General features: G+C 70.9%; 11 protein-coding genes. 5 read left to right on the plus strand and 6 right to left on the minus strand.

Annotated features, from left to right (window positions below):
- Positions 1–178 precede the first annotated feature (178 nt).
- Together NBT81_RS14240 and NBT81_RS14245 are read left to right on the plus strand one after the other, a co-directional pair.
- Positions 179–1,132 carry an ABC transporter ATP-binding protein gene (locus tag NBT81_RS14240; protein WP_338739510.1) on the plus strand — a complete coding sequence of 318 codons (954 nt, stop codon included), beginning with the start codon at positions 179–181 and terminating at the stop codon, positions 1,130–1,132.
- Positions 1,129–1,881, plus strand: a complete 753-nt coding sequence (locus NBT81_RS14245) for an ABC transporter permease (protein ID WP_338739511.1) — start codon at positions 1,129–1,131, stop codon at positions 1,879–1,881. Before NBT81_RS14240 ends, NBT81_RS14245 begins: the two co-directional genes overlap by 4 nt.
- Here the strand turns inward: NBT81_RS14245 and NBT81_RS14250 are convergent.
- From NBT81_RS14250 to NBT81_RS14260, 3 genes are all read right to left on the minus strand, one after another.
- Complete coding sequence (locus NBT81_RS14250) at positions 1,795–3,501, minus strand: PH domain-containing protein (RefSeq protein WP_338739512.1); 1,707 nt, start codon at positions 3,499–3,501, stop codon at positions 1,795–1,797. The two genes, NBT81_RS14245 and NBT81_RS14250, sit on opposite strands and share 87 nt — an antisense overlap.
- The gene (locus NBT81_RS14255) at positions 3,498–3,959 is read right to left on the minus strand and encodes a PH domain-containing protein (RefSeq protein WP_338739513.1); all 462 of its coding nucleotides are present in this window, start codon (positions 3,957–3,959) and stop codon (positions 3,498–3,500) included. Before NBT81_RS14255 ends, NBT81_RS14250 begins: the two co-directional genes overlap by 4 nt.
- A gap of 73 nt (positions 3,960–4,032) precedes the next feature.
- Complete coding sequence (locus tag NBT81_RS14260) at positions 4,033–5,139, minus strand: aminotransferase class V-fold PLP-dependent enzyme (protein ID WP_338739514.1); 1,107 nt, start codon at positions 5,137–5,139, stop codon at positions 4,033–4,035.
- Between the two features lie 142 nt (positions 5,140–5,281).
- Here NBT81_RS14260 and NBT81_RS14265 point away from each other — a divergent pair, with 142 nt between their 5' ends.
- Both NBT81_RS14265 and NBT81_RS14270 read left to right on the plus strand, forming a co-directional pair.
- On the plus strand, positions 5,282–6,184 hold the full coding sequence (locus tag NBT81_RS14265; RefSeq protein WP_338739515.1) for a DUF4349 domain-containing protein: 903 nt from the start codon (positions 5,282–5,284) through the stop codon (positions 6,182–6,184).
- Positions 6,185–6,224: 40 nt separating this feature from the next.
- Positions 6,225–7,544, plus strand: coding sequence for an NADH:flavin oxidoreductase (locus NBT81_RS14270; protein ID WP_338739516.1), 1,320 nt, complete (start codon positions 6,225–6,227; stop codon positions 7,542–7,544).
- Here the strand turns inward: NBT81_RS14270 and NBT81_RS14275 are convergent.
- The 3 genes from NBT81_RS14275 to ribH are packed head-to-tail and all read right to left on the minus strand — an operon-like array spanning position 7,502 to position 11,047.
- Positions 7,502–9,439, minus strand: coding sequence for a DEAD/DEAH box helicase (locus NBT81_RS14275; protein ID WP_338739517.1), 1,938 nt, complete (start codon positions 9,437–9,439; stop codon positions 7,502–7,504). The two genes, NBT81_RS14270 and NBT81_RS14275, sit on opposite strands and share 43 nt — an antisense overlap.
- A 55-nt stretch (positions 9,440–9,494) precedes the next feature.
- Positions 9,495–10,646, minus strand: a complete 1,152-nt coding sequence (locus NBT81_RS14280; RefSeq protein WP_338739518.1) for a pyridoxal phosphate-dependent aminotransferase — start codon at positions 10,644–10,646, stop codon at positions 9,495–9,497.
- Complete coding sequence (ribH, locus tag NBT81_RS14285; protein WP_338739519.1) at positions 10,643–11,047, minus strand: 6,7-dimethyl-8-ribityllumazine synthase; 405 nt, start codon at positions 11,045–11,047, stop codon at positions 10,643–10,645. Before ribH ends, NBT81_RS14280 begins: the two co-directional genes overlap by 4 nt.
- 92 nt (positions 11,048–11,139) lie before the next feature.
- On the opposite strand from ribH, the gene NBT81_RS14290 reads away from it, so the two are divergent.
- Positions 11,140–12,942 carry a flippase activity-associated protein Agl23 gene (locus tag NBT81_RS14290; RefSeq protein ID WP_338739520.1) on the plus strand — a complete coding sequence of 601 codons (1,803 nt, stop codon included), beginning with the start codon at positions 11,140–11,142 and terminating at the stop codon, positions 12,940–12,942.
- The last annotated feature ends 2 nt before the right edge of the window (positions 12,943–12,944 follow it).

Here is a 12,944-nt window from a genome sequence, read left to right on the forward strand (position 1 = left end):
CTGTCACGGACGACTCGTCCAACGACCGACCGCGACGGAGGTGGACCTCGAGTGCTCGTGTGGCTCTCGACCGCACGAGAACGGAGGCCCGCCGACGCGACCGTCCGACCTCGGCTCGCTCCGGAGCGAGCAGTCCCGAAGCGGAATCCTTACGCCCGCACCGGCGCGAACCAGCGGTATGGCCGAAGCCGAGGAAGCGACGGACGGCGCGGCGCTCGTCGCCGACGACGTGCGCAAGCGATACGGGGACGTCGTCGCCCTCGACGGCGTCTCGCTGTCGATCCGGAAGGGTGAGGTGTTCGGACTGGTCGGCCCGAACGGCGCGGGCAAGACGACGCTCGTCCGGGCGCTCACGGGGACGACGGGCTGCGATGGCGACGTTCGCGTCCTCGGTGCGGCGCCGGAGGCGGTCGCGTCCCACCGTGTCGGACTGCTTCCACAGTCGTTCCACCCTGCCGACCGTCTCACCGCACGCGAACTGATCGCGTACTACGCCGGCCTCTACGACGAGGCGCGGGACGTCGACGCCGTCCTCGCCGACGTCGGCCTCGCCGACGACGCCGACACGTGGTACGAGAACCTCTCCGGCGGTCAGCGCCGCCGGGCCTGCGTCGGCACGGCGCTCGTCAACGACCCCGACGCCCTCTTCCTCGACGAGCCGACGACGGGCATCGACCCCGCGGGTCGACGCGCGCTGTGGTCGCTGATCGACGACCTGGCCGCCGGCGGCACCACCGTCCTCCTCACGAGTCACTCGATGACGGAGGTCGAACGCCTCGCCGATCGGGTCGGCCTGCTCCGAGCGGGGAGCCTCGTCGCAGTCGGTACACCCGGATCGCTGATCGCCGAACACGCGGGTGACAGCCACCTGATCGTAGATCCCGGACGCGGCGTCGGTCGCGCGACCGTCGCGGACGCCCTCGACCGGCCGGTCGAGGAACGCGACGGCCGTCTGGTCGTCCGCGACGTCGCACTCGCAGACGTGGGACGGGTCGTCGGCGACCTGGAGGCCGCCGGCGTCGACGTCGAGTCGTTCACCTGGGCCGAGCCGAACCTAGAGGAGGTCTACCTCCGACTGACCGGCGAGTCGATCGACGCTGGCGGCGGGCGCACGACCGGAGGGCGGCCGTGAGCCGTCGTCGACGGATCGCGGCCACGTTCGTCGCCGCACTCGACTCCTTCGTCCGCCGCAAGACCGCCGTCTTCTTCACGTTTTTCTTTCCGGTCTTGCTGATACTGATATTCGGTGCGCTGGTGGGGACGCGCCCGACCGGCGGGGGCCTGTTCGCCCGCGATCCGGCGTACTACATCCCCGGCTACCTCGCGGTCGTGGTGGTGTTCACGCCCCTCTCGCGGGTCGGGAGCACCATCGCCCGCCACCGCGACGGCAACCGCTTCGAGAAACTGGCGACGACGCCGCTCCGACGGTGGGAGTGGCTGGCCGCCCACACGCTGGTCAACGTCGCCATCATCGGTCTCGCTGGCGCGCTCCTGTTCGTGTTGGTCCTGGCCGTGACCGGCGCGTCGGTGGTCGTCGGCGCGAACCTCCTCACCCTCGCCCCGCTCGTCGTCGGCGGCGTCGCGTTGTTCTGCGGACTGGGTGCGATCATCGGTCGGATCGCCGACTCGCAGGACGGCGTCATCGCCGCCAGCAACTCCGTCGCGCTCCCCGTGTGGGTGCTCTCCGAGACGTTCGTCCCGCCGTCGATGCTGCCGGTGTGGTTCCGTCCCGTGACGGCGCTGTCGCCGTTGACGTACTTCTCTCGAGGGGTTCGGGCCGCGGCCGCCGGCGAGTCAGCCGCCGTGCCGCTCGCGGTCCTCGTCGCCCTCGCGGTCGGGTTCTTCGTCGTCGGGGCCGTCGCCGTCCCCACGACCGAGTGATCGGCTCCGCGTCGGGGGTCGGTCGTCGTCTCCGGTCCCATCGCCTTCCGACACCGACGGTCCGGTCCCCGCGTTCGCGTCGAGGCCGGCGTGGCCCGGGTTCGGGGTGGGGGCCGAATCCCCCTCCGTCTCGATCCACCCGCGGCGGGCCGCGAGTGCCCGCCGGAGTCGAGTCGGGAGCGTCGCCCGCAGTTCTTCGGCCGTCGCGTCGTCGACGTCGACCGCAGCGGCGTCGGCCCCGATCAAGGAGAGTGACCCTGCGGTGTCCGCGGTGACGGTCGCCAACCCCCAGCGCCGCTGGAACACCGTCCGCGAGTCGATCACCGTCTGGATACGGTAGTAGGGGACGACCGTCGTCCGCCGGCGGAGGAAGCCGTTCCGGGTGAGGAAGTGGTCGTCGCCGATCCAGTAGCCGCGGTGGTGCCACTTGAGGTGGGCGGCGACGGGCACGAGGACCGACAGCGCCGCGGGACCGTACCACGGGAGCGACTGCGTCGAGAGCAGGTCGATCCCGTAGAGGACGGCGACGGCGACGCCCAGGCCGACGAGATAGCGAACCGCGTAGCGCCGCCGGACCCGCTTGGGCGGTCGATCGAAGGTCGGGACACCGACGCCCTCGATCCGCTCTGCGAGTTCGGTGACACGGTCGCGTGCCGCGAGGGGGACGGCGGCCTCGGACCCTCCCTCGCCGCTGCCGGGGGCGTACCCCGCCGTCTCGATCCGGAGCGATGCGAAGCCGAACCGTCGCTTCAGCGGGTTGTCGACGACCGTCAGCGTCTGCACCTTGTCGAGGGGGATCGACCCGTCGTACCGGCGCAACAGGCCGCGTTCGTACTGCAGTTCGTCGCCGACGCGAGTCAGTCGGAAGCCGTAGTAGTTGAGGACCGCGATCGTCGCGCCGGCGAGCCACGACACCAGCACCACGGCGACGGCGAGGGCGACGACGCCCGCGGCGAGACGGGTCGTCCGCGCACCGTCGGGGAGCAGCGACGACACCGCCGGGAGGCCGCCCGAGACGATCACGAACAAGAACCCCGGAATCCGGAAGTCGAAGGAGAACGCGCCGACGATGGCGAGTTCCCGTCCCGTCAGGGCGAACAACTCTTCGGTGTCGGCATCCGCCTTGGCTCCGGTCTCGGTTTCGGATTCGGCGTCCTCTTGCGTCGACGCGCCGTCGCCCCGCTCGCGTTTCAGTCGACCGATCTCCGTCTGGAGGCGTTTGGCCTCCGGGAACTCGACGAAGCGGAGCGACGCCTCCGTCTCGCTCCCGCCGGCCGTCTCGAAGTCGACGGCGGCGATGCCGAGGAGTCGCTGGACGACGTTTCGGCGGATGTCGACGTTCTGGACCCGTCGGATCGGTATCTCGCGGTTCCGACGGGAGAGGACGCCGGAGCGGATGTCGAGCGTCTCGCGCCCGAGCGCGTACTCGAACCGACGGTAGTAGGCCACCTCGTAGCCGAAGAGGACGGCCAGCGCCGCGCCGGCGAGACCGACCCCCGCGAGCGCGCCGATCCGCCCGAACGCGGCCGACGCCCCGGAGTAGAGCAAGAGCACGGTGAAGACGATGCTCCCACCGCGTGCGACGGTACGGTAGGGGACCGAGAGCGGGGAGAGCTTCATACCGCGTCGTCGCCCTCGGCGCGGATCGCGAGTCGCTTGAGTCGCTCGCGGAGGTCGTCGGCACCCGTGGGCGTCAGCCCGGGGACCATCACGTCGGCCCCGCGGGAACCGGCGGTGTAGACGACGGTGTTCGCGAGTCCCAGGAGTCGTTCCAGCGGGCCGCGCGAGGAGTCGACGTGCTGGATGCGGACGAACGGAACGACCGTCCGGACCCGAGTGAACACGCCGCGTTCGAGGTAGAGGGCGTCGTCGCGCACCTCGTAGCGCCAGATCCGGTACCGCGCCGCCGCGAGACCGACACCGATCAGGAGGACGACGACGAAGACGGCCGGCGCCGCCCACACGGGCAGATCGACGAGAAAGCGGTCGGCGGCCAGCGCGATCCCACCGACGATGGCGGCGAAGACCGCTGCCTGACCGGCCCAGACGACGCGGATCCGCGGGTGGAGGCGGTTCATTTCGCGCCACCCCGACGACGGCAGGACATACTCCACCGGTTCCGGACGGCGACTCAAATATGTGCTGGGTACCTCACAGCGCGTCGAGTAACGCGTCCACGTCCGAGGCGGTGTTGAAGACGTGGACCGACGCCCGGACCGCCTCGGGGTTCGGGAGCGACCGGACGTGAACCCCCTCGTCGGCGAGGCGGTCGACCAACCCCTCGGGGTCGTCGGCCGCGAACGTGACCAGTCCCGACTCGTACTCGCGGGGGCTCAGGAGCCGATCGCCCAGTCCGGCTTTCAGCCGGTCGGTCAGGCGCTCGATCCGGTCGGTGATCGTCCCGTGGCCGATGGCTTCGATGGTGTCCATCGCCTCGATCAGTCCGCGATACGGGGCCGGCGACGTGGTGCCGACCTCGAACCGGCGCGCGCCGGCCGCGAGTTCGAGGTCCTCCTCGTCGGCCCCCGCGTCGGCAACGCTCCGGTAACTCGCGACGCCGGGCGTCAGTCGGTCGGCCACGTCGCGGTCGACGTGTAGGAAGCCCGCGCCCCACGGCCCGAGCAGCCACTTGTGGCCCGCGCCGGCCACGAAGTCCGCGTTCCACTCCCCGACGTCCACGGGCACCTGTCCCGGCGACTGGACGCCGTCGACCAGGACGAGCGTGTCGTGGTCGTGGGCAATCTCGACGATCCGCTGGATCGGAAGTTGGGTGCCGTAGTTCCAGGTGATCGAGTTACAACACAGGAGGCGCGCGTCCGCCGCGGCGTCGGCGAGGGCGTCGAGGTTGAGCCGCCCGGCCTCGGTGTCGAGGACGCGCACCTCGACGCCCTGCTCCCGGAGGTTCCACCACGGGACGACCCCCGCGGAGTGTTCGAGATCGGTCCGCACGACGACGTCGCCGGGCGACCAGTCGATTGCGGCGGCGACGCGGGCGATGCCGTCGGCGGTGCTCTCGGTGAGAGCGATCTCGTCCGGGTCGGCACCGACGAAGTCGGCGGCGCGTGCCCGCGCCTCGTCGAAGGTGTCGAATGCGGCGGGGTAGGCCCCCTCCGCGACCGGCGCGACGTACTCGTGGTGTTCGAGGAAGTCGCTCGTCGCCTCGACGACGTTCCGCGGGGCCGGCCCCGACGCGCCGGTATTGAAGTAGACGCCGCGCTCGCAGGCCGGGATCGCCGCCCTGAGGTCCGCTGGATCCATACCCTCTCTCGGGGTGGCGGCCACCTCAACGTTTCCCGTCTCGGTGTGCCGACTCCCGCCGCAGACTCCGGCGCCAGCGATCGGTCAAACGTCGCTTTGTGCCTTGGGAGGTATTTTGCGGGCTCCCGACGTGGAGTCGGACATGGAACGACGACGACTGACCCTGGTACTGCTCGCGGCGCTGGTACTACTCGCCGGGTGCAACGGTGCGGGGAGCGCCGGCGGTGGTGGCGACGCGGGCTACGCGGAGACGGCAGTAGAGGCCCAAGCGGAGCCACGAGCCGCGGATTCTGGCGGGAGCGGGGGCGGCGGTGACGGCGGCGACGGCGGCAACGCGGGTGACACCGACGCCGACGCGTCCGGACGATCGATCATCCGCACCGGCGAGGTGCGAATCCGGGTCGAGGACTACGAGGCTTCGGAGTCGAACCTGACGGCAGTCGCCGAGGAGCGTGGCGGCTACGTCAGCGACTCCGCGAAACGGATCCGCGAGCGCGACGGCGAGGACTGGACGACCGGTCGGGTCGTCCTCCGGGTACCCGCCGAGGACTTCTCCGAGTCGATGACCGCCGTCGAGAGCGAGGGGACGGTCCTCGAGTCGCGGACGTCGAGCGAGGACGTGACCGATCAGGTGGTCGATCTCGAGGCGCGTCTCGAGAACCTCCGCGCCGAACGCGACCGCTTGCGGACGCTGTACGACCGCGCCAACGACACCGAGGACGTGATCGCCATCGAGCGTCGCCTCTCGGAGGTTCAGACGGAGATCGAACGGACCGAGGCCCGCCTCCAGAACATCCAGCGACGGGTCGCCTACGCCACCATCACGGTCGAACTGGTCGAACCCCGCCCCGACCGCCCGGCGCCCGATCAGTGGTACGACACGCCCGTGGTGGGCGCCTTCCTCGAATCGGTCGAGGGCGTCGGCATCCTCCTCCGGGCGATGGTCGTCGGCGCGGCGTACGCCGCGCCCTACCTGCTCGTCTTCCTGACGCCGTTCGCGGTCGTTGCGGCACTCCTCTACCGTTTCCGTGACCGACTGACGTAGTCGGGAGCAGGGTTTTGACTGCCCCGTCCCAACGGCGGGTATGACTCGGCTCTCGTCGCCGCTGCGTGTCGGCGGCGTGACGATCCCGAACCGGCTCTACCGCGCCCCGCTGCTGGAGTGTGCGGGCAACGGCGACGACGCGGTCGACCGTCTGATCGACGCCCTCGAACCCGCGGCGGCCGCCGGCGCGGGACTGGTCTGCCAGGGGGCGACGATCGTCCGCGGCGACGGTGGCTGTGCGGCCCCGGGCATGACGCGAGTCCACGACCCGGAGTTCGTCGCCCGACTCGGACGCCTGACCGACCGCATCCACGACCACGACGCGACCGTCGCGATCCAACTCGAACACGGCGGTCTCCGGAGCATGGAGACGTGGCACGCCGGCTACCGCGCCGACAACCCCGACCTCCGGCAACCCGCCGTCTCGCGACCCCCGTGGCCCCTCCGCCTGCTCGACCGACTGGGCTTCCTGTCGTACGACCCACAGGTCCTCTCCACTAAGGAGGTGTACGACTTGGCAGAGGAGTTCGGCCGCGCCGCCGGCCACGCCGCCGACGTCGGCTACGATCTGATCCACGTCGCCGGGGCGAACATGGGCATCGTTCACCAGTTCCTCTCGCCGTTCTACAACCGCCGGGACGACGAGTTCGGCGACGGCGTCCGGTTCCTGGAGGCGATCCACGACGCCGTTCGCGACCACGCGGGCGACGTGCCGCTGGTGACGAAGGTGCCCGCCGAGACGGCGGCCCCGCCGGTGATCCGTCGCCATCTCGACCGCTCGGACGCCGTCGAGGTCTGTCGACGCCTCGACGACGTCGGCTACGACGCCCTCGTGCCCGTCTCCGGGTCGGTGTTCTGGGACATGAGTATCGTGCGCGGATCGTTTCCCGCCCGGGCGTGGCGCGACGCGGCGTTTCGCGAGGGGTACGACGAGGCCTTCGGCGGCCGCCTCCGTGCCGGCCTCGTCGCCCTCGCCAACCGGGTCGAGTCGTGGGCGTACGACTTCGACCCCGCGTGGAACGCCGACCTCTGTCGGGCCGTCCGCGACGCCGTCTCCGTCCCCGTCTGGTGTGAGGGCGGGATTCGAGAACGGCCGCGCATCGACCGACTACTCGGCGACGCCTGCGACATGGTGGGGATGGCTCGGCCGTTCTACGCCGAACCCGAACTGCCCGCACGACTGCTCGCGAACGCCGAGGCCAGCGCAGTCTGTGACTCCTGTAACAACTGCACCGTGCCGCAGGTGACCGGTGCGCCGGGCGTCTGCCGGACGCCAGCGGTGGTCGAGCAAGCGGGACGACTCCGGCGACGGGGGGCTTACGCGACGGGGGGCGAGTCCGAGTCGGGATCGGAGGGGTAGAGTCCCTCCTTGCACGCCCGGAACGGGAGGGCGGCGTCCGCGCCGACGGCCGCCGAGATGGCGTCGGCCGCGCCGAGCAACCAGTCGGCGCGCTCGATTCGGGACTCCAGGTCGCCCGGCCCGATCCGGAACCGATCGACCAGTTCCTCGGCGGTCGCGCCTTCGATCCACTCGTGGAGGACCCGTGCCGTCTTGACCGCGGTCAGCCACTCCTCGAAGTCCTCGGCCTCGTTCATCCCGGTCGTGAACTCGTCGGCGTGGGTCCGTGCGAACCGGTACATGTCCGCACGCTCCCGGTTGCCGAGGTACGTGTCCTGCATGTCGGGAGTGTCACAGACGATTTCCAGCGCCGTCAGCGCCGTCGACGTGTCCATCTCCGCGGCCGTCCGGATCCCGGCGACGATCCGTGCGCCCGTCTCGGGGGTGACGTACTGGCGCGAGACGCGCCCCCCGAGGTCGGTCGCGGCGAGGTCGTCGCCGTCGACGATCATCCCCATCTCGACGAGGTCGGCCACCGCCGTGTCGACGACACCGCCCAACTCCCCGGTCGGCGTCCCGTAGGCGAAAAACGTCGCGTCGAGGACGTCGAGGACGCCCTCGCGGGAGGCGGCGAAGTCGGAGGCGACGATCGAGAGGACGTGCGTCCGGAGCGCGTTCCGGTCGGCGAGGCGTGACTCCACGCGCTCCGGGCCGGCCTCGACGTACCGCTCCCGAAGGTCGTCCCGAGAGGCATCGTCGCCGACCAACACCGCCTCGCCGTAGGGGTCGAGGTGGGGGCGACCCGCCCGGCCACACATCTGGTGGACCTCCAGCGTCGGTAACCACTCCATCCCCGACCCGGTGTAGCGCTGCTGGTCGCGGATCACGACCCGCCGCGCGGGGACGTTGACGCCCGCCGCGAGCGTCGGGGTGGCACAGATCACCCGCAGATCCCGGTCGCGGAAGGCCCGTTCGACGGCGATCCGGTGGTCGCTCCGCAGGCCGGCGTGGTGGAAGGCGACGCCGCCGTCGGCGCAGTCGGCGAGGCGACGCCCCGTCTCCGTGCCGTCGAGGCCGCGGATGTCGGCGGCCACCTCGGGCGACGAGCCGAGACCCGCGGCCGCGAGGCGGTCGGCCAGCGACTCCGCCTCGGTGCGCGACCGGACGAACGCGAGCGCCTGCCCGCCGTCGTCGAGGGCTTCGGTCACGAGCGCCTCGGTCGCGTCGGTCGCGTCCTCGGGGTCGCCCGAGACGTCCATCGAACGCTCCGTGCCGTCGTCGAAGGCGACCGACCCGTCGGCGTAGACGCCGGTTCGGAGGTCGACTGGCCGCCAGTCGCTCTCGACGAGTGCGGCGTCCAGCCAGCCCGCGATGTCCTCTGGGTTGGCGACCGTCGCCGAGAGTGCGACGACGCCGACCCCGGGGGCGCGCCGCTGGAGGGTCGCGAGCGTCACCTCCAACGTGGGCCCCCGGTCCTCGCTGCCGACGAGGTGGACCTCGTCGACGACGACACAGGCGAGGTCGGCGATCCAGTCGGCCCCGTTGCGGATCGCCGAGTCCACTTTCTCGCTCGTGGCGACGACGACGTCGGCGTCGCCGAGGTCCTCGTCGGTCGAATCGAAGTCGCCGGTCGAGATGGCGACGTCGGCCCCCGGGAGGTCGGAGAAGGTCTCGTACTTCTCGCGGGCGAGCGCTCGGAGCGGGACGATGTAGAGGCCGGGGCCGTCAGCGGTGAGCATCGCCAGCGAGGCGACGAACGTCTTGCCGCTGGCGGTGGGGACGGCGGCGACGAGGCGACGACCGTCGGTGACACCGGCCTCGACGGCCGCGGCCTGTGGCGGGTAGAGTTCGTCGATCCCCCGCGACTCGAAGTGGTCGACCATCGCGGGCGACAGGGGGAGGTCCCGGACTCGCATCACGGTACCGTGGGCGGCCATCGCACCTAAACCCACGGCCGGACCCCGGACGATCCTACAGGTAACCGCCCTCGGCGAGGCGCTCGACACCCTCGCGGAGGCGCTCCTTGCTCGCGGCGTAGGAGAGACGGGCGTAGCCGGGCGTGCCGAACGCGCTCCCGGGGACGGTGGCGACGTGTGCCTCCTCGATGGCACCCTCGCACCACGCCTGATCGTCTTGGTCGACGGGCAACATCATGTAGAACGCACCGTCGCCGACGGGGACATCGATGCCGTGGTCGGCGAACAGGTCGACGAGCATGTCGCGGCGCTCGCGGAAGGCGTCTCGCATCTCGACGACGGCGTCGTCCGTGTTCTCCAACGCCTCGATCCCGGCGTGTTGGACGAAGTTGACCGCACACGAGACGGAGTGGGACTGGATCTTGCCGGCCTGGGAGACGAAGTCGTCGGGCGCACGGAAGTAGCCCAGCCGCCACCCGGTCATCGCGTACGCCTTCGAGAAGCCGTTGACCGTGAGCGTCCGGTCGGCCATCCCGTCGAAGGAGGCGAGGCTCGTCGGGTCGACACCGTAGGTGATGTCCTCGTACATCTCGTCGGCGACGACCGTCACGTCGTGGTCGACGGCGAGGTCGCGGACTCCCTCGAGGGCGGCATCGGAGTAGACGGCCCCCGTCGGGTTCGACGGCGAGTTGACCACCAGCAGTTCGGTGTCGTCGCTCACCGTCGCCGCGAGGTCGTCGAGTGCGGGTTCGAGTTGGAAGTCGTACGGCGAGAGGTCGACCCGCGAGAGGTCGGCGCCGGCCATCTTCGCCTGTGCCTCGTAGGAGACCCACGCGGGGTCGAGCAACACCACTTCGTCCCCGTCGTCGATCAGCGTGTGGAAGATTTCGTACAGCGCCTGCTTGCCGCCGGGCGTGACGATCACGTTCTCCGCCTCCGCCGGAACGCCACCCTCGCGGAGGTCGGCCGCGATTGCCTCTCGGAGTGCCGGGATGCCGTTCGAGGACGTGTAGGTCGTGTGGCCGGCGTCGAGGGCCGCCTTGCCCGCCTCGACGATGTTCTCGGGCGTGTCGAAGTCGGGTTCGCCGACCGAGAGGTCGACCACGTCGACGCCGTCCGCCTCGAGTTCGTTTGCGAGGTTGCTGATCGCGAGGGTCGCACTCGGCTCGACGCGCTCGACCCGCGACGCGAAGTCGAAGTCCGTCATGGTAACGTGCGTACCATCTCGACGGCCGCGTTTACCGCTTCCGCTCCTTTCTCGACGCGCTCCCGGGCTTCGGCCCCGCTCATACCCGGCCCGCTCACGCCGAACGTGACCGGCGTGTCCCGGTCGATGCTCACGTCGGTCAGCGCCCGAGCGGTCGCGTCGCCGATCACGCGGTCGTGGTCCGTATCGCCGGTGACGATGGCACCGATCACGGCCACGGCGTCGATATCCTCTCGACGAGCGAGGCGGTCGGCCGCAAGCGGCGCGTCGTACGTCCCCGGCACCGACACCGTCTCCGCGATGTCGGCGTCGGCCTCCCGGGCCGCCTCCCTGGCCGCCTCCGTCATCGGTTCGGTGACCGACGCGTTGTACTGCGCGGCCACCAACCCCAGTGTAACCATATCGGGCGTCTCGGACCGGGGTGGCAAAGGCCTTGCTCTCGGCACCGTCGAAACCAAAAGGGTTGTTACCGCAGAGCGGACAGGAGAGAGCGATGCCCGCCCAGGGTCGTTCCCGTGGCGCCCGTGCGCTCCTCGCCGTCACCGCCGTCGCTCTCGCCGTCCGAATCGTCGGCCTCGGCACCCGTATCTTCCACTGGGACGAGGGTCGCGTCGGCTACTGGATCCTCCGCTACCACGAGACCGGCGAGTTCGCCTACCGACCCATCGTCCACGGCCCCTTCCTCTTCGTCGTCAACGACTGGGTGTTCTCGGTTCCCTTCCTCGGGGCCTCCGACTTCAGCGCCCGCCTGATCGTCGCCGTCGTCGGCGGCCTGCTCCCCCTGTCGGCGTGGCTCCTCCGTGACCACCTCGACGACCTCGAAGTCGTCGCGCTCGGCCTCGTCCTCGCGGCCAACCCGTTGCTCGTCTACTACTCGCGGTTCATGCGAAACGACGTGCTCGTCGCCGCGTTCGCGTTCGGCGCGTTCGCGCTGTTCGTCCGCGCCGTAGACCGGGGGGACGCCCGCCTCGTCTACCCCGCCGCCGCCGTCCTCGGACTCGCGTTCACGACCAAGGAGAACGCCGTCGTCTACCTGCTGTGTTTCCTCGGTGCCGGGGCGCTACTGGTCGACCACCGCCTGTTCAGGGCCGCCCGCGCCGACCGATCGGTCCGGACGCTCGTGACCCGCGAGTGGCGAACCGCCGTCGCCTACCGCCTCTCGGGGTGGGGTGGCTCCGTCCGCCGCGGACTCGGCCTCGCCGCCCTCCACACCGTCGGCGGAGTCGTCGCCTTCCTCGCCGTCGTCGTCTTCTTCTACGCCCCACGGCCCGACCTCTGGGTTGCGCTCGGCGACCCCGCCCGTCTCCCGGGCGTCGTCGAGGCGGCGACGGTCGGCTCCTGGGAGTCGTTCTACGACCTCTGGGTGGCGGGGAGCCACCAGAGCCACGACTACCTCCCCTTCCTCTACGACTATCTCGAGACGCTGCTGTACGGCGCGCCGTTCGCCCTCGCGTTCGCCGCCGTCGGCTTCGTCGCCGACGGCTACGGCTCGGACCGGGGCTCGAGAGCGCTCGTCGCCGCCGCGGCCTACTGGGGTGCGGTGAGCGTCGTCGGCTACCCCATCGCGACCGACATCCGCGCACCGTGGGCGGCGGTCCACACCGTCGTCCCCCTCGCCGTGCCGGCCGGAGTCGGCGTGGCGGCGCTCGCCCGGTGCGTCCGGCGGGCCGTCGTCGAAACCGAGGACGCCGACGCCGAGGGGGAGAGCGGGGGACTCACCCGCCCGACGGCCCCGTCGTGGACGCTCCCGACCCTCCTCGCGGCGCTGTTGCTGTCGGCCGCGGCCGTCGGCGTCGTCGGCGCGAACGTCACGTACACCGACAGCACCTCCGACGACGAGGCGGGGGAGGTGCTCCAGTGGGCCCAACCCGAGAACGAGATGAAAGAAACACTCGAACTCGTCCGCGGCGTCTCCCGAGTCGACGACGGCACGGACGTGCTGTTCGTCGGCACCCACCCGCCGAGCAACCCGAGCGACGTGCGCTTCTACGTCGAAGACGAGTCGTCGCTCGACCAGCCACGTCCCGGCGGCCCGTCGTGGCACTCGCGGCTTCCTCTGCCGTGGTATCTCGAACGCTACGGTGCGACCGTCGAGAGCACGCCCCCCGACCAAACATCGCTCGGCTCGGATCCCCCGCCGGTCGTGATCGCCGCGGGGTGGGACGAGGACCGCGTCGCCCGACAGTTGTCGGGGTACGAGCGTCACCGCCACGACTTCCGACTCTGGAACGACGAAATCGTGATCTTCGTCGACGAGGCGGCGCTGGCGACGGCCCGGGACCGGGGGTACGTGTAGCG

Origin of the sequence: Haloplanus sp. CK5-1 (assembly GCF_037201915.1) — an archaeon.
Classification (GTDB): domain Archaea; phylum Halobacteriota; class Halobacteria; order Halobacteriales; family Haloferacaceae; genus Haloplanus; species Haloplanus salilacus.

Excerpts from the sequence above, each read along its gene's own strand:
- NBT81_RS14265 (WP_338739515.1), top strand. The coding sequence starts at position 5,282 with ATGGAACGACGACGACTGACCCTGGTACTGCTCGCGGCGCTGGTACTA.
- NBT81_RS14255 (WP_338739513.1), bottom strand. The coding sequence starts at position 3,959 with ATGAACCGCCTCCACCCGCGGATCCGCGTCGTCTGGGCCGGTCAGGCA.
- NBT81_RS14240 (WP_338739510.1), top strand. The coding sequence starts at position 179 with ATGGCCGAAGCCGAGGAAGCGACGGACGGCGCGGCGCTCGTCGCCGAC.
- NBT81_RS14275 (WP_338739517.1), bottom strand. The coding sequence starts at position 9,439 with ATGCGAGTCCGGGACCTCCCCCTGTCGCCCGCGATGGTCGACCACTTC.
- NBT81_RS14280 (WP_338739518.1), bottom strand. The coding sequence starts at position 10,646 with ATGACGGACTTCGACTTCGCGTCGCGGGTCGAGCGCGTCGAGCCGAGT.
- ribH (WP_338739519.1), bottom strand. The coding sequence starts at position 11,047 with ATGGTTACACTGGGGTTGGTGGCCGCGCAGTACAACGCGTCGGTCACC.
- NBT81_RS14290 (WP_338739520.1), top strand. The coding sequence starts at position 11,140 with ATGCCCGCCCAGGGTCGTTCCCGTGGCGCCCGTGCGCTCCTCGCCGTC.
- NBT81_RS14270 (WP_338739516.1), top strand. The coding sequence starts at position 6,225 with ATGACTCGGCTCTCGTCGCCGCTGCGTGTCGGCGGCGTGACGATCCCG.
- NBT81_RS14250 (WP_338739512.1), bottom strand. The coding sequence starts at position 3,501 with ATGAAGCTCTCCCCGCTCTCGGTCCCCTACCGTACCGTCGCACGCGGT.
- NBT81_RS14260 (WP_338739514.1), bottom strand. The coding sequence starts at position 5,139 with ATGGATCCAGCGGACCTCAGGGCGGCGATCCCGGCCTGCGAGCGCGGC.